The organism is Roseateles sp. Mitsp63, assembly GCF_059491535.1.
In genome coordinates this window covers 18,672-34,966 of record NZ_CP168509.1, presented here as the reverse complement: position 1 = coordinate 34,966, position 16,295 = coordinate 18,672, and the positions used below count along the sequence as shown (strand labels likewise).

General features: G+C 69.4%; 12 protein-coding genes. 4 read left to right on the top strand and 8 right to left on the bottom strand.

Annotated features, from left to right (window positions below):
* Positions 1–45 precede the first annotated feature (45 nt).
* Positions 46–654, top strand: coding sequence for a DNA-3-methyladenine glycosylase I (locus tag ACEN96_RS00155; RefSeq protein WP_495586035.1), 609 nt, complete (start codon positions 46–48; stop codon positions 652–654).
* On the opposite strand, the gene ACEN96_RS00150 is transcribed toward ACEN96_RS00155, so the two are convergent.
* The 5 genes from ACEN96_RS00150 to exaC all read right to left on the bottom strand — a co-directional run bounded on the left by ACEN96_RS00150 (position 655) and on the right by exaC (position 8,997).
* Positions 655–3,777: an efflux RND transporter permease subunit gene (locus ACEN96_RS00150; RefSeq protein ID WP_495586034.1), complete on the bottom strand. Its 3,123-nt coding sequence runs from the start codon at positions 3,775–3,777 to the stop codon at positions 655–657.
* The gene (locus ACEN96_RS00145; RefSeq protein WP_495586033.1) at positions 3,774–5,036 is read right to left on the bottom strand and encodes an efflux RND transporter periplasmic adaptor subunit; all 1,263 of its coding nucleotides are present in this window, start codon (positions 5,034–5,036) and stop codon (positions 3,774–3,776) included. The genes ACEN96_RS00150 and ACEN96_RS00145 overlap by 4 nt, the downstream gene beginning before the upstream one ends.
* Positions 5,037–5,213: 177 nt before the next feature.
* Positions 5,214–6,143, bottom strand: a complete 930-nt coding sequence (locus tag ACEN96_RS00140; protein ID WP_495586032.1) for a pseudouridine-5'-phosphate glycosidase — start codon at positions 6,141–6,143, stop codon at positions 5,214–5,216.
* A gap of 29 nt (positions 6,144–6,172) precedes the next feature.
* Positions 6,173–7,258, bottom strand: coding sequence for a carbohydrate kinase (locus ACEN96_RS00135; protein ID WP_495586031.1), 1,086 nt, complete (start codon positions 7,256–7,258; stop codon positions 6,173–6,175).
* 218 nt (positions 7,259–7,476) lie between these two features.
* Positions 7,477–8,997 carry an acetaldehyde dehydrogenase ExaC gene (gene exaC / locus ACEN96_RS00130; RefSeq protein ID WP_495586030.1) on the bottom strand — a complete coding sequence of 507 codons (1,521 nt, stop codon included), beginning with the start codon at positions 8,995–8,997 and terminating at the stop codon, positions 7,477–7,479.
* Positions 8,998–9,251: 254 nt separating this feature from the next.
* Here exaC and ACEN96_RS00125 point away from each other — a divergent pair, with 254 nt between their 5' ends.
* On the top strand, positions 9,252–11,276 hold the full coding sequence (locus tag ACEN96_RS00125) for a sigma-54-dependent Fis family transcriptional regulator (RefSeq protein ID WP_495586029.1): 2,025 nt from the start codon (positions 9,252–9,254) through the stop codon (positions 11,274–11,276).
* Between the two features lie 196 nt (positions 11,277–11,472).
* Here ACEN96_RS00125 and ACEN96_RS00120 read toward each other — a convergent pair whose 3' ends face one another.
* Positions 11,473–11,883 carry a hypothetical protein gene (locus ACEN96_RS00120; protein ID WP_495586028.1) on the bottom strand — a complete coding sequence of 137 codons (411 nt, stop codon included), beginning with the start codon at positions 11,881–11,883 and terminating at the stop codon, positions 11,473–11,475.
* The gene (locus ACEN96_RS00115) at positions 11,880–12,818 is read right to left on the bottom strand and encodes an endonuclease/exonuclease/phosphatase family protein (protein WP_495586027.1); all 939 of its coding nucleotides are present in this window, start codon (positions 12,816–12,818) and stop codon (positions 11,880–11,882) included. Before ACEN96_RS00115 ends, ACEN96_RS00120 begins: the two co-directional genes overlap by 4 nt.
* Positions 12,819–13,074: 256 nt before the next feature.
* Between ACEN96_RS00115 and gph the strand changes: the two genes are divergently transcribed.
* Complete coding sequence (gene gph, locus ACEN96_RS00110; RefSeq protein WP_495586026.1) at positions 13,075–13,740, top strand: phosphoglycolate phosphatase; 666 nt, start codon at positions 13,075–13,077, stop codon at positions 13,738–13,740.
* Between the two features lie 14 nt (positions 13,741–13,754).
* Here the strand turns inward: gph and ACEN96_RS00105 are convergent, their stop codons facing one another.
* On the bottom strand, positions 13,755–14,426 hold the full coding sequence (locus tag ACEN96_RS00105) for a chalcone isomerase family protein (RefSeq protein WP_495586025.1): 672 nt from the start codon (positions 14,424–14,426) through the stop codon (positions 13,755–13,757).
* A gap of 383 nt (positions 14,427–14,809) precedes the next feature.
* On the opposite strand from ACEN96_RS00105, the gene trpE reads away from it, so the two are divergent.
* Positions 14,810–16,294 (top strand): anthranilate synthase component I, encoded by a 1,485-nt coding sequence (gene trpE, locus ACEN96_RS00100; protein ID WP_495586024.1) that lies wholly within the window; start codon positions 14,810–14,812, stop codon positions 16,292–16,294.
* Position 16,295 lies beyond the last annotated feature (1 nt).

The following is a 16,295-nucleotide window of genomic DNA, read 5'->3' as shown; positions in this document are numbered from 1 at the left end:
GCGAAGTCAGAATCGCGCGCACGACCGTGAGATCCCGGAGGAACGATGAGCGAACGACTGGCGCAGGGCCCCGATGGCCAATGGCGATGCAAGTGGTGCGAGGCCCCAGGCTTCGATGCCTACCGCGACTATCACGACAACGAATGGGGCTATCCGGTGCACGAGGACCGGCGGCTGTTCGAGAAGCTGTGCCTCGAGGGCTTCCAGTCCGGGCTGTCGTGGCGGACGATCCTGGCCAAGCGGGAGAACTTCCGCAAGGCGTTCAAGCAGTTCGAGATCGCGAAGGTCGCGAAGTTCAAGGAGGCCGACGTCGAGCGGCTCCTGGCCGATGAAGGCATCGTGCGCCATCGCGGCAAGATCGAGGCGGCGATCCACAACGCCGGCCGCGCGCTGGAGCTGCAGCAGGAAGCCGGCTCGCTGGCCGCGTTCTTCTGGCGCTTCGAGGATCCGGAGCAGGGCGGCGATGTCCGGCCGACCTCGGACACCTCGGTGAGGCTGTCCAAGGAGCTCAAGAAGCGCGGCTGGAAGTTCGTCGGCCCGACGACGGTCTACGCGTTCATGCAGGCGATGGGCCTGATCAACGACCACGCGCCGGGCTGCATCGGCCGCGAGACGGCGGCGCGGGAGCGCAAGCGCTTCGAGCCGCCGCGCTGATCAGTCCGCGTGGCCCGGCGCGGGATGCTCCGTCAAGCGCGTCTGCGCCACCTCCCGCATGTCCGGCCCCTTGCCGCTGAAGCGGTCCAGCGCCAGGTAGATCACCGGCGTGATGTAGAGCGTCACCGCCTGCGACAGGATCAGGCCGCCGACCACCGCCAGCCCCAGCGGCTGGCGCAGCTCCGCGCCGGCGCCCAGGCCCAGCGCGATCGGCAGCGCGCCCATCAGCGCCGCCATCGTCGTCATCATGATCGGACGGAAGCGCAGGATGCAGGCCTCGCGGATCGCCTCGGCCGGCGTCATGCCGCCATTGCGCTGCGCGTCCAGCGCGAAGTCGATCATCATGATCGCGTTCTTCTTCACGATGCCCACCAGCATCAGGATGCCGATCGTCGCGATGATGGTCAGCTCCATGCCCGCGATCTGCAACGTCAGCAGCGCGCCCACCGCCGCCGAGGGCAGCCCCGCCAGGATGGTCAGCGGATGGATGTAGCTCTCGTAGAGCACGCCCAGCAGCACGTAGATCACCGCCACCGCCAGCACGATCAGCAGCAGCTGGCCGCCCTGCGAGTCCTTGAACACCGCCGCGTCGCCGCCGTAGCTCGTGATGATGGACGGCGGCAGGCCGATCTCCTGCGTGAACTGGTCGATCTTCGCGGTCGCGTTGCCCAGCGGCACGTCCGGCGCGAGGTTGAAGCTCAGCGTGATCGCCTGCAGCTGGCCCTGGTGATTGACCGCGGTGGGGCCGAGCTCGCGCCTGACGCTCGCGAAGGCGGTCAGCGGCACCATCGTGCTGTTCCTGCCGCGCAGGTAGATCTTGTCGAAGGCGTCCTCGCTCAGGCGGTCGCTGTCGGTCGCCTCCATGATCACCTGGTAGGTGTTGCTCTCCGCGTAGATGCTCGACACCTGCCGCTCGCCGAAGGCCGAGTACAGCGCGTTGCGCAGGTCCTGCATCTGCACGCCCAGCAGCGTGGCGCGCTCGCGGTCGATGACCAGGTTGGCCTGCAGGCCGCGCAGCTGGGAGTCGCTGGTGACGTCGCGGAACACCGCGTCGTTGCGCAGCTTGTCCTGCAGCTTCTCCGCCCAGGTGTTGAGCTCGCCGGCGCTGACCGACTGCAGCGTGAACTGGTAGCGGCTCTTGGACTGCCGGCCGCCGAGCTGCAGGTTCTGCACCGGGCGCAGGTACACGGCGATGCCGGGCACGGCGCGCAGCTTCTTGCGCAGGTCCTCCAGCACCCGCGCCATCGCGGGTCGCTGCGCGCGCGGCTTCAGGTTGATGAACAGCCGGCCGGTGTTGACGTTGCCGCCGCCACCGCCGCCGCCCACGGCCGCCGCCACCGAGGCCACCGCCGGATCCTCCTGGACGATGGCGGCGACGCGCTCCTGCAGCACCGTCATCGCGGCGAAGGAGATGTCCTCGGACGCTTCGGTGCTGGCCTGGATCTGGCCGATGTCCTCTTCCGGGAAGAAGCCCTTGGGGATCGCGACCCACAGCCAGGCGCTGGCGACGAAGCTCGCGATCGCCACCGCGCCGATCACCCGGCGGTGGCGCAGCGCCCAGTCCAGCGAGGCCGTGTAGCGGTCCAGCACCCAGGTGAAGCCGGCCTCGAAACTGCGGCCCAGCGCGTTCTCCTCGACCTCGTGATGGCTGCTCAGGAAGCGGCTGCAGAGCATCGGCACCAGCGTCAGCGACACCCCGGCCGAGACCATGATCGCCAGCGACACCACGACCGCGAACTCGTGGAACAGCAGGCCGATGACGCCGGGCATGAAGAAGATCGGGATCAGCACCGCCACCAGCGAGATCGAGATCGACATGATGGTGAACGCCATCTCGCGCGCGCCGCGGATGGCGGCGTCGAACGGGGCCATGCCGTCCTCGACATGGCGCACGATGTTCTCGAGCATCACGATCGCGTCGTCGACCACCAGGCCCACGGCCAGCGTGATGCCCAGCAGCGAGATGTTGTCCAGGCTGTAGCCCAGCGCGAACAGCAGCGTCACCGCGCCGATCAGCGAGATCGGCAGCGACAGCGTCGGGATCAGCGTCGCGACCATGCGGCGCAGGAACAGGAAGATCACCATCACGACCAGCGCCACGGTGAGCGCGAGCGTGAAGTAGACGTCGTGCAGCGACTCGCGGATCGAGACCGAGCGGTCGTTGAGCGTGCTCATCCGCACCGAGGCCGGCAGCTGCGCGGCGAAGCGCGGCAGCATCGCCTTGACCGCGTCCACGACCTTCACCGTGTTGGCGTCGGGCTGGCGCTGCACGGCCAGCACGATGGAGCGCTCGCCGTTGAAGTTGGAGAAGGACTTGACGGTCTCGTAGCTGTCCTCGACGTCGGCCACCTCGCGCAGGAACACCGGCGCGCCGTTGCGCGTGGCCACGACGATGCCGCCGAAGGCGTTGGCGTCGCGCAGCTGCCGGTTGGCCTGGATGGTCAGCGTCTGGCGCGTGCCGTCCAGCGTGCCGACCGGCGTGTTGGCGTTGGCGCCCTTGACCGCCGCCTGCAGCTCGTCCAGCGTGATGTTGCGCTGCTGGAGCAGCTCGTTGCGCGCCTTGATGCGCACCGCGAAGCGCTTCTGGCCGTAGATCGAGACCTGCGCCACGCCGTCGATGGTCGACAGGCTGGGCGTGATCAGGTTCTCGGCGAAGTCGTTGAGCTCGGACAGGTTGATCGACGGCGAGGTCAGCGAGACCAGCAGCACCGGCGCGTCGGCCGGGTTGACCTTGCGGTATGACGGCGGCGTCGTCATCTCGGTGGGCAGCGCGCGCAGCGAGCGGAACAGCGCGGCCTGCACGTCGACGGCGGCGGCGTCGATGTCGCGCGAGGGGTCGAACTCCAGCGTCAGCGAGCTGTTGCCCAGCGTGTTGGTGGACGAGATCGTCGTGATGCCGGCGATGGTGGAGAACTGCTTCTCCAGCGGCAGCGCGACCGAGGAGGCCATGGTCTCGGGGCTGGCGCCGGGCAGCACCGCCTGGACGTTGATGACCGGGGTGTTGAAGCTGGGCAGCGCGGCGACGGGGATGCGGCTCCAGGCCGCCAGGCCCGCGACGACCAGCGCGATGTTCAGCAGCACGGTCATGACCGGCCGCCGGATGAAGAGTTCGGTGAGGTTCATGGCAGCCTCCGCGCCGCAGCGGCGGGATCCACCGCGGCGGGCTGGGTGCGCACGGGGGTGCCGGGGCGCAGGTTCTGCTTGCCGTCGAGCACGACCATCGCGCCGGCATCGACGCCGTCGACCACGGCCATCTCGCCGAAGGTGTAGCGCAGCTTGACGGGCTTGAGCTGGGCGGTCTTGTCGGCGCCGACGACATAGACCTGGCGGTCGCTGCCGCGCAGGATGATCGCGGCCTGCGGCACCACGACCGCGCCGGGGATGCTGCGCAGCGTCATGCGCACGCGCAGGTACTGGCCGGGCCAGAGCTTCTGCGCGCCGTTCTCGAATTCGGCCTTGAGCTTGATGGTGCCGGTGGTGGCGTCGACGAGGTTGTCCACGAAGACCAGCCTGCCGCGCGCGGCGGCGTCCGCCGGCTTGCCGCCGCGGCTGTCCTTGTCGTCCTTCCGGGAGGGGCCGCCCTCGATGACGGGCAGGACGACCTGGACCTCGGGCGGCGTGGCCTTGGCGTTGCCGGGCTGCGGGCGCATCGCCTCGAGGACGGGCGCGAGCTCGGTCTCGGGCAGGTTGAAGCTGATGGCGATCGGATCGATCTGGACGATGTTCACCAGCGGCGTGCCGGTGGCGCTGGCCTGGACCAGGCTGCCAGGCCAGACGTTGACGGCGCCGGCGCGGCCGGCGAAGGGCGCGCGGATCTCGTTGTAGCTGAGCGCGACGGAGGCGGACTGGACGGCGGCAGTGTCGGCGTCGACCAGGCTGCGGCCGCCCTCGAAGTTGGCCAGCGCGGTGTCGACGGCGCTCTGCGCGACGAACTTCTGCGCCAGCAGGTCCTTGGCGCGTTCGTACTGGCGCTGCAGGTCGGCGAGGGCGGCCCTGTCGCGCGCGAGCTGGGCGCGGGCCTTGTCGAGGTTGGCGCGATCGGCGCGTTCATCGAAGCGGAACAGCGGCTGGCCCTGGGCGACGGTCTGGCCGTCGTGGACGAGCACGTCCCGCACGGTGGAGGTGGTCTGGGCGCGGATGTCGACCTGATTGAGCGGGGTGACGGTGCCGGACGCCTCGACGGTCACGGGCACGTCGCGGCGCTGCGCGGTGACGACGCCGACCATCTGCATGCCGCCCGGGCCGGAAGCGCCGCGCGAAGCGGGCGCGGCGGCCGATGCGTCGCCGCCCGGGACCGCCGAGCGCGCCTTCCACCACCACCACCCGCCGCCGGCGGCCAGCAGCAGGATGAGCAAGGACAGGGCGAGGGACTGGCGGCGCATGAACACGTTCTCCAACGACGGTCTTCTTCGAGGGGCGCGGAAGCTTAGGCCGCGGTCCTGCGATGAATGTTTCGTTCAGGTTAATCCTGAGCGAGCGTCAGGAAAACTGTGCGATTGGAGGGTTTCGGACCTGCGCGAGGGTGACGTCCCTCACCCCTTTTCGTCCTCCGGTCTCGATCAGCCGCGCAGCGCCTTGGCCAATGCCGCGCCCACCTGGGCGTTGTGCTTCACCAGCGCGATGTTGGTCGCCAGGCTCGCGCCGCCGCTCAGGTCCTTGATGCGGGCGAGCAGGTAAGGCGTCACCGCCTTGCCGCTGATGCCCTGCGCCGCGGCTTCGCCCAGCGCCTGTTCGATGAAGCCGTCGATCCGCGCCTTCGGCATCTCGTGCTCGGCCGGGACCGGGTTGCTGATCACCGCGCCGCCGTTCAGGCCGAGTGCCCATTTCGTGCGCAGGAATCGGGCCTGCTCGGCCGGCGCGTCGATGCGGAAGTCCGCCTTCAGTCCGCTGTCCCGCGTGTAGAACGCGGCGAAGTTTTCCTGGCCCACCGACAGCACCGGCACGCCATGCGTCTCCAGGTACTCGAGCGTCAAGGCCAGGTCCAGGATGCTCTTGGCGCCCGCGCAGACCACCGCCACCGGCGTGCGCGCCAGCTCCTGCAGATCGGCGGAGATGTCGAACGAGGTCTCCGCCCCGCGATGCACGCCGCCGATGCCGCCCGTCACGAACACTTCGATCCCGGCGAGCCGCGCGCAGATCATCGTCGCGGCCACCGTCGTCGCGCCGATGCGGCCGGTCGCCAGCGCGAAGGGCAGGTCGCGGCGGCTCAGCTTCATCGCGTCGGGCGACTTGCCCAGCAGCTCCAGCTGCTCATCGCCCAGGCCGACGCGGATCTTCCCGTCCAGCACCGCGATCGTCGCGGGCACCGCGCCGTGCTCGCGCACGATGGCCTCGACCTCGCGCGCCGTCTGCACGTTCTGCGGATACGGCATGCCGTGGGAAATGATCGTGGACTCCAGCGCCACCAGCGGACGGCCTCCGGCGCGCGCGGCGGCCACCTCGGGCGAGAAGTCGATCAGGGTCGGGTCTAAGCGGTCTTGCGTGTTCATGCGGTCTCTCTCGGATTCATGGGTCGGGGTCAGACGAGCAGCGCCGGGCTCAGCGCCTGGCTGACGGTCGCGTCGCTCTGCAGCGTCAGCGCCGCCAGCCGCAGGCCGAGCGCGCAGGCGCCGCGCAGGTCGTCGGGGTCGCGATGCAGCGCCGCGGCGATGCCCGCGGTCATCGCGTCGCCCGCGCCGGTGACTTCGCGGATGGCCGCGGGATCCAGCGGCGGCACGGCGAGCAGGGCGAGCTCATCGCCCTCGGAATGGCGCACGCCCTGCGCGCCATCGCTGATCACCAGCCGTTGCAGGCCGGCCTCGCGCAGCGCGTGCCAGGCACCGCGCAGCGCGGCCTCATCGGGCAGCGCGCGGCCGGCCAGCGCCTGCAGCTCGCCGCGGTTCAGCACCAGCAGCTCGACGCCGCGCAGGTCCGCGCCGAGGCGCGCCATCTTCGGCTCCGACACGGCGACGAGCAGCAGACGCTGCTCGCGCAGGCGGGCTTCGGCGCGCAGCTCGTCGAGCGTCTCGCGCGGCAGGTTCAGGTCGGCGACGAGCCAGCGCGCCGGCGCCCGCTGCGGCGCGGTCTGGCGAAGGAAGGCGGGATCGAGCCGGTCGGTGAGCTCCATGTGCGCGAGCGCCAGCACCAGCTCGCCTTGCGGATCGAGCACGGCGGTGTAGCTGCCCGTTGCCGCGTCCGCGGCTTGCAGCGAGCCGGCGCAATCGACGCCCAGCGCCTGCAGCTGCGCCAGCAGGGCCTGCCCCGCGGCATCGCGGCCGACGGCCGTCAGCAGATGCACCGGCAGGCCAAGCCGCGCGAGGTTCTCCGCGATGTTGCGGGCGACGCCACCGGCCGTTTCATGCTGGGTCGCGGGATTGGAGCTTCCCATCCGCAGCGGCCCGATGCCGCGCAGCTTGCGATCGAGGTTGGTGCCGCCTATGCAGACGATGGGTTGGCGCTGCGGGAGCACGTAAGCGCGGCCGAGGATGCGGCCCTCCTTCGTCAACTGCGCGAGATGGCCGGCCACGGCCGAACGCGACAGGCCGAGCTGGTCGGCCAGTTCCTGCTGGCTGATGAAGGGGTTGGATTCGACCAGCGCGAACAGCTGGTCCTTCGATGAAGACATCGGCGCATTCTAGACAAATGTCTACGACAAGGACAAATGTCCAATGCGCCCAACTTTCGCTCGTGTATTTCCCCCTCGCCCCCGCCAGGGGGAGAGGGAAGGGGAGAGGGGTCTCGCCGCAGCGCTGCTGCCCACCGAACCGCCCCCTCTCCCCCACCCTCTCCCCGGCGGGGCGAGGGAGTTTTTTTGGATACCGGCGGCGGCCAGGGCCAGCAATCTCAGAAGAACCCCAACTTCTTCTGCGAGTAGCTCACCAGCAGGTTCTTCGTCTGCTGGTAGTGGTCCAGCATCATCTTGTGGGTCTCGCGCCCGATGCCGGACTCCTTGTATCCGCCAAAGGTCGCATGCGCCGGATACGCGTGATAGCAATTGGTCCACACGCGCCCGGCCTTGATGCCCTTGCCCATCCGGAAGGCGGTATTGATATCCCGCGACCACACCCCCGCGCCCAGCCCATAGGGCGTGTCATTGGCGATGCGCAGCGCCTCCTCCTCGGTCTTGAACGTCGTCACCGCCAGCACCGGCCCGAAGATCTCCTCGCGGAAGATCCGCATGTCATTGGTCCCCTTGAACAGCGTCGGCTGGATGTAGTACCCGCCCGCCAGGTCCCCGCCCAGCTGCGCGCGTCCACCGCCGATGAGGCACTGCGCCCCCTCCTGCTTGCCGATCTCGAGGTAGGACAGGATCTTGTCGAGCTGCATCGACGAGGCCTGCGCGCCCATCATCGTCTCGGTGTCGAGCGGATTGCCCTGCTTGATGGCCTTCACGCGGTCGATCGCGCGGGCGATGAAGCGGTCGTAGATCGATTCATGGATCAGCGCGCGCGACGGACAGGTGCAGACCTCGCCCTGGTTGAACGCGAACAGCACCAGCCCTTCGATCGCCTTGTCGAACAGATCGTCGTCCTGCGCCGCGATGTCGGGGAAGAACACGTTGGGGCTCTTGCCGCCCAGCTCCAGCGTGGCCGGGATGAGGTTGGTCGCCGCGGCCTGCGCGATGACGCGCCCGGTCGCCGTCGATCCGGTGAACGCGACCTTCGCGATGCGCTTGCTCTGCGCCAGCGGCATGCCCGCTTCCTTCCCGTAGCCATTGACGATGTTGAGCACGCCCGGCGGCAGCAGATCGGCGATCAGCTCGGTCAGCACCAGGATGCTCACCGGCGTGGACTCCGCCGGCTTGAGCACCACCGCGTTGCCCGCGCCCAGCGCCGGAGCCAGCTTCCACGCGGCCATCAGGATCGGGAAGTTCCACGGAATGATCTGTCCGACGACGCCCAGCGGCTCATGGAAGTGGTACGCGATGGTGCTGGCGTCGATCTCGCTGAGCGCGCCTTCCTGCGCGCGCAGGCAGCCGGCGAAGTAGCGGAAGTGGTCCACCGCCAGCGGCAGGTCGGCGTTGAGCGTCTCGCGCATCGGCTTGCCGTTGTCGATGGTCTCGGCGTAGGCCAGCCGCTCCAGGTTCTGCTCGATGCGATCGGCGATGCGCAGCAGCACATTCGCGCGCTCGGCCGCCGGCGTGGCGCCCCAGCGCTCGGCGGCCGCGTGCGCCGCGTCCAGCGCGAGCTCGATGTCCGCCGCGTTCGAGCGCGCCGCCTGCGTGTAGACCTGCCCGGTGATGGGCGTGATCACGTCGAAGTACTGGCCATCGCGCGGCGCGGTCCATTGGCCGCCGATGAAGTTGTCGTAGCGCGGCTTGAACTGCAGCGGCGCGCCGGCCGCGTTGGGCTTGGCATAGATCATGACGATGTCTCCGTGTAGGGATGAGGCGAAGGGACGCCGGGCGCTTCCTTGCATGGCGCGTGCCAATGCGGCGCGGCCTCCCGTTTCGCGCCGAAGACCCTGCCGGCCGGCGCGAAGCCCCTTCCCAAGCCGCAAGCCTTTGGTCAGGATCGCTCCACAGACTGATCCGGGATGACCCGGCGCGCCGCAGCTGTTCCGGAATGGAACACCCGCCCCGCGCGAGCGGCTCGAACCGGACGCAAGGAGACGACAGGATGGTGAAAACCCCGAGCGGCGCCATGCCCGCGCCCCGGCTGCTGCGCGCCGCGCGGCGCGAATTGCTGGACACCGGCCAACTGAGTGTCGAGGTGCTCGACGAGGGCCTGAGCCGCAGTTGGCTGCGCAGCCGCGACTTCGGATTGAGTCCGGTCGGCCGTCCGCCCGGCGCGCCGCATGCGTCGGGCGCTCAACTGCGGCGCGCGCTGGAGCGCCAGCACGAGCTGGTCGCGCATGCGCGCCCGGTGATGGAGGACCTGTTCGAGCAGACGCGCGACAGCGATGGCCTGGTGATCCTGGCCGATGCGCAGGGGCTGCTGCTGGGCGCGCTCGGCGATGGCCGCTTCGTCGACCGCGCGCAGCGCGTGGCGCTGCGTCCGGGCGCGATCTGGGACGAACGCTGGCGCGGCACCAACGCGATCGGCACGGCGCTGGCCGAGCAGCGGCCGGTGTCGGTGCTGGGCGGCGAGCACTTCCTCGAGCGCAATGGCTTCCTCAGCTGCACCGCCGCGCCGATCCGCGACCCGCAAGGGCGGGTGCTGGGCGTGCTCGACATCTCGGGCGAGCAGCGCGGCTTCCAGCGGCACACGCTGGCACTGGTGCGGTCGGCGGCGAGGATGGTGGAGCATCGCCTGTTCCAGACCCGGCACGCGGATGGACTGCGACTGCAGCTGCATGTGCAGCCGGAAGGCCTGGGCACGCCGACCGAGGGGCTGCTCGCCCTCAGCGACGATGGCTGGATCCTCGGCTGCAACGCGGCGGCGCAGGCGTGGCTGGGCGCCGGGACGGCGCGCGCCAGTCCGCTCGAATCCGTGCTCCCGGTCCGCTGGGCCGAGCTGATGGATTGGGCGCGGCAGGGCGGGGAAGGCGCGCGGCTGATCCGTCGCGAGGGCGCTCCGGCGCTCTGGGTGCGGATGGAAGCGCCGGGCGCGTGGCGACAGAAGCAGGCCGTGAATTCGCCGGCCGTGGTCGAGATGGACCTCGACGCCGGCAAGCAGGCGCGGCATGACGTGAAGCCGCAGTGCTCCGCCGTTGCGCAAGTGGTGCCAGGCCAGACGCCGGACGCGTTGCAGGCCTTGGACCTCGGCGATGCGGCGATGCATCAGGCGGTGCTGCGCGCGCGGCGCGTGATCGACAAGCCGATCCCGCTGCTGCTGCAAGGCGAATCCGGCGTGGGCAAGGACGTGTTCGCGCGCGCGGTGCACGACAGCGGACCGCGGCGCGAGCGCGCCTACGTGGCGGTGAACTGCGCCGCCTTGCCCGAATCGCTGATCGAGGCCGAGCTCTTCGGCTACCGGTCGGGCGCCTTCACCGGAGCATCGCGCGACGGCGCGCCGGGCCGGCTGCGCGAGGCGCATGGCGGCACCTTGTTCCTGGACGAGATCGGTGACATGCCGCTGCCGCTGCAGGCGCGGCTGCTGCGCGTGCTGCAGGACCGGCAGGTGCAGCCGCTGGGCGGCGGTCCGCCGGTCCAGGTGGACTTCCAGTTGATCGGCGCGAGCCACCGGCCGCTGCGCCAGCTCGCGGCGCAGGGCCAGTTCCGCGAGGACCTCTACTACCGGCTCAATGGCCTGACGCTGAGCCTGCCGCCGCTGCGCGAGCGTCAGGACCTCCGCCTGCTCGTGGAGCGGCTGCTGGCCGGCATCGAGCCCTCCCGCGTCGTCATGCTCGACCCGGCGCTGGAGCGCGAACTGTCGGCGTATCGATGGCCGGGAAACATCCGTCAGCTCGAGCAGGCGTTGCGCATCGCCTGCGCGCTGATGGAGCCTGGCGAGTCGATGATCCGGCGCGGCCATCTGCCGGACGATCTCGTCGAGGAACTGGATCTTCGCGAGCCGGTGCCGGCCTCGGCGGCCGAGCCGCCACCAAGACCCTCGATGCTGCGCGAGCAGTCGCGCGCACACGCGCATCGGATGCTGGCGGACTGCGGCGGCAACCACTCCGAAGCGGCGCGGCGGCTGGGCATCGGGCGCAACACGCTGTACCGGCTGCTGCGCGGCAGCGCGGGCGGTCCTGCCGTGTAAGTCAACGCCTCACGCGGCCATCAGCGATCCGCCGAAGCCGCGATGCGGCGAACGCGGCTTCTGCGCGCCAGCGGCGGCCCGTATTCTTTCGTTCATGCGGTCCAAGGTTTCTGGTGGTGGATTGCAGAGGCGCAAGCCGGACGTCAATGGGTAAGGCGGGCATCCGAAAGGATGTCCGCCTTCGTCTTTTCAGGCTTCAGCGATTGGCGAAGTGCTGGATCGCGCGGCCGACCCGCGCGGTCTCCAGCAGATTGCCCAGTTCCTCCATCAGCTCGTCGCCGTCGCTGCAGTAGAGGCTCTGGAACTCGTAGACCAGATTGACGGCGTAGCCGCCGTGGCTGTCGATCTCCCAGCCCGCGATGATCCGCCCCTCGTGCTCGTTCTCGGTGCTCCGGATGACCAGGCGATGCCTCAGGTCGGAGATCCGCATCACCTCCTCGTCCTCGGCATTGCGGAACTTGCCGACGAACAGCCGGGCGTTGCCGAAGGTGGCGCTGCGGACGGCGGCGTCGAGCTGCTCGAGGATGCGCTCGATCTCGGCGCGCTCGCCGTCGGCGGTGGTGGCGTTCTCGATGCCGGTGCGGATGCGCTCTGCGAAGTCAATCATGCGTAATGCCTTTCAAGGTGGCCCACGATGGGGAAGTGGTCGAAGACCCTAAGCGCCGGTGCGCGTTCGAGGTCGAGTTGGGGTAGGACCGCGACTCGGGTGTCTGCTTCGTTCAAGCGCCAACCGGCGCGTCCGAACAGCACGGCCGACGAGACGATGACCTGATCGAAGGTCCTCCATCGCGAGCAGGTCCCGCCGTGATGGAGGTAGGTCCCGGGATCCGCCTGTGCGCGGGCGGGCGCCTCCGGCTGGAATGAACTCAGGTGGCGCCAGAACGGGTTGTAGAGCAGCCGCGGATTGCGCCGGACCTTCTCCCGGTCCCGGCTCGCGTAGAGGTAGCGTTCCAGGCCTTCGTCGAAGGGCTCGTCGTTGAAGTCGCCGATCAGCACGACATTCGAGAGCTCCTCGATCGAGGGGATGTGATCGTCGATCCAGCGCCGCAGGTGGGCCGCGATGTGGGTCCGTTCGCTGTCATGCCGATCCATGTGGAGCCGGCTGGGCCAGTGGGAGGCAATCAGCGTGAAGGGGTGCTCGTCCTCACCGTGAGGCCGGACACTGAAGTGCAGGCCGATCTTGATGAAGGCGTTGCCCTCCTTCTTGATGATCGGGTGGATCAGCCTCACATGGAGCCGGCGGGTACGGCTCAGCACGCAAAGCGAGAAGCGGCTTCGCCCGGCCGGGACGAAGGCCTGCAGCCACGTGAACTCGGTGCGTGCGATGTCGCAGCTGGCGCGTAGGCGATGAACGCATTCCTCGGACATCTCCGCGAGCACGATGACATCGGCGCCGTTGTGCTCGATCAGGTGCTGGAGCACGCTGGCCGCCACGTCGATGTCGGCATCTTCGGCCGGTTTCCTGGCGCGTGGCGGCGCCAGGCCGGTGTTCCACCACGCGATGCAAAGGCCGGGATCGGTGTGAGAAAGCTGGATCTTCATGGACGGAGAGCGGGCGTCGCCGAGGGGGTGGAGGACATCGCCAGCCCTTGCGGGACGGCGGCCTTTCCATCGCGCATTTCGCGGGGAAGGCAGTCACTCTACGTGCCGGGATTTCGCGCCGCCAGCGCTCCGTCGCTCTCCTTTTGATGCACTTTCCGCCGCCGATGCCGAGCATCAGTCAGCGGACCCACCGACAGTGGTGGGTCCCTGCGGATACGATGTCGCGCGCTGCATCGCATCCCTTCTTCCCGCCGAGATGACCCTTCCGCTCACTCCCCCGCCCACCGCCTTCATGATCGACCTGGACGGCACGCTCGTCGACACGTTGGGCGATTTCGTCGCGGTGCTCAACCGCGTGATGGCCGACATGGCGCTGCCGCCGGTCGCGCGCGATTTCATCGAGCACACGATCGGCCAGGGCAGCGAGCACCTGATCCGCAGCGTGCTCGCCGAGGCCGGCGCGCCGCAGGCGCGCTACGAGGAAGCCTGGGCGCTCTACCAGCGCCATTACGAGGTGCTCAACGGCGAGCACGCCGACGTGTTCCCCGGCGTGATCGAAGGTCTGGAGGCGCTGCGCGCGCTCGGCCTGCCGATGGCTTGCCTGACCAACAAGCCGGCCGCCTTCGCGCGCGAGCTGCTGCGGCGCAAGGGCCTGGACGGCTATTTCGACCGCGTCTTCGGCGGTGACGATTTCGAGCGCAGGAAGCCCGACCCGCTGCCGCTGCTCAAGACCTGCGAATCGATGGGCTCAGCGCCGGCGACCACCTGGATGATCGGCGACTCCAGCAACGACGCGCGCGCCGCGCACGCGGCCGGCTGCCCGATCGCGCTGGTGAGCTACGGCTACAACCACGGCCAGCCGATCCGCGAGGTGCCCGCGCAGCGCCACGTCGACCGGCTCGACGAGTTGCTGCGCGGCTGAGGCCGGCGCGCCCGTCAGCGGCTGCTGCCGGCCGCGTTGCGGTTGCTGGCCGGCTTGGCCCCGCCCAGCAGCGCCACCTTCAGGTCGCTGTCCGCCGGCGACTTGCCCAGCCAGATCTTCAGCAGCATGTGGAAGAAGTCCTCGCCCTTGATCGGGTCGCCCGGCATCAGCTGGCCGTTGACGAAGATCACCGTGCCGGTGCCGGGGATGTAATCGACGCCGAAGCTCTCGCCGTTCTTGAGCTTCTTCTTCTGCACGAAGACTTCCGACATCCGCAGCACGCCGCTGATCGAGCGGCCGAACTCCTCGCGCGTCGCGTTCTGCTCCATGCCCTTGGTGAAGAGCTTGCCGAGTTCCTCGCCGTCGATGTCGCGCAGCATCTGGATGTGGATGCGCTTGGGGCCGGTGTTGGCCAGCACCGCCTCGGCCGTGGCGGCCCTCGCGTTCAGGTACAGGCCGGCGGTGTAGACCTTGAAGATCGCCTTGTAGCGGATGCCCGCGCCATTGAGCACGAGCTTCTGGCCGGCCACCTCGGCGGTGCCGTCGTACTTGACGCCGGCCACCTCGACCGGCGCGGCGGCGTTGGCCGCGCTCGCCGGCGGCGCGGTCTGGGCGGACGCCGCGATGGGCATCAGGAGTGCGGCCGCGAGCAGGCCGGCGGTCATCGGAACAAGGCGCTTGGACATGGTGTCTCCTTCCCTCCAAGGAAGATCGGCCGGCTCCGCGGCCGGCTCTGGACGCGAGTATGTGCCACGGATCCGAGGCCCGGACATCCGGGATCGTCCTGCTACACTGCCCGCCACCATGTTTATCACGCGCAAGCACATCAAGGGGTCGAACGACCGGGGAGCCTGGCCCTGGCGATCCTGGCACGACTTCATCTGAAGCCGCCTGCTGCTTGCCACCCGCCGTCCACCCTCACCCCCCGGACGCGGGTCACCGTCACACTCTTGCTGCACCCTTCTCCGACGGGGCAGGTCCAACAGGCGACCTGAGTTTCCGCTTGCGCGCGCGCCGTGACCCGCTGTGTCACTGACGGCGCGCCGCGACCGACAAGAGGTTTGACGACGTGATCACCGAACTGGAATTCCAAAGCCTGGCCGCCGACGGCTACAACCGCATCCCGCTGCTCAGCGAGGCCTTCGCGGACCTCGAGACCCCGCTCTCGCTCTACCTGAAGCTGTGCGCCGGCAACGGTCCGGGCCGCCACAGCTTCCTGCTGGAGTCGGTGGTCGGCGGCGAGCGCTTCGGCCGCTACTCCTTCATCGGCCTGCCGGCCCGCACCGTGCTCAAGAGCGAGGGCCACACCACCCGCGTGATCCGCGACGGCGCGGTGATCGAGACCCACGACGGCGACCCGCTCGCCTTCATCGAGGCCTACCAGCAGCGCTTCAAGGTCGCGCTGCGGCCCGGCATGCCGCGTTTCTGCGGCGGCCTGGCCGGCTACTTCGGCTACGACGCGGTGCGCTACATCGAGCCGCGCCTGGCGCAGTCCACGCCCGAGGGCGGCCTGCCCACGCCCGACGTGATGCTGCTGCAGTGCGAGGAGCTCGCCGTCATCGACAACCTGTCGGGCAAGCTCTACCTGATCGTCTACGCCGACCCGTCGCAGCCCGAGGCCTACTTCCGCGCGAAGAAGCGCCTCACCGAGCTCAAGGACAAACTGAGCTACTCGGTGGCCGCGCCGCGCATCGCGCGCGGCCAGGCGCATCCGGTGGAGCGCGAGTTCGCCAAGGCCGATTTCCTGGCCTCGGTCGACAAGGCCAAGGCCTTCATCGCCGCGGGCGACTGCATGCAGATCGTCTTCGGCCAGCGGCTCAAGAAGCGCTACACCGAGTCCCCGCTGAGCCTGTACCGCGCGCTGCGCTCGCTGAACCCCAGTCCCTACATGTACTTCTACGACATGGGGGACTTCCAGATCGTCGGCGCCTCGCCGGAGATCCTGGTGCGCCAGGAGCAGACGCCGGACGGCCGCAAGGTGACGATCCGTCCGCTGGCCGGCACGCGTCCGCGCGGCGGCACGCCGGAGCAGGACCAGGCGCTGGAGGCCGAGCTCCAGGCCGATCCCAAGGAGCGCGCCGAGCACCTGATGCTGATCGACCTGGCCCGCAACGACATCGGCCGCATCGCGCGCACCGGCAGCGTCAAGGTGACCGACGCGTTCGCGGTCGAGCGCTACTCGCATGTGATGCACATCGTCAGCAACGTCGAGGGCCTGCTCAAGCCGGGCATCGGCAACATGGACGTGTTCCGCGCCAGCTTCCCGGCGGGCACGCTGTCGGGCGCGCCCAAGATCCGCGCGATGGAGATCATCGACGAGCTCGAGCCCGTCAAGCGCGGCATCTATGGCGGCGCCTGCGGCTACCTGAGCTTCGGCGGCGACATGGACCTGGCCATCGCGATCCGCACCGGCGTGGTCATGGACCAGGTGCTGTACGTGCAGGCGGCGGCGGGCATCGTGGCCGATTCGGTGCCCGAGCTCGAATGGAAGGAGACCGAGGCCAAGGCCCGCGCGCTGCTGCGCGCGGCGGAGCTGGTCGAGGAAGGCTTCTGAG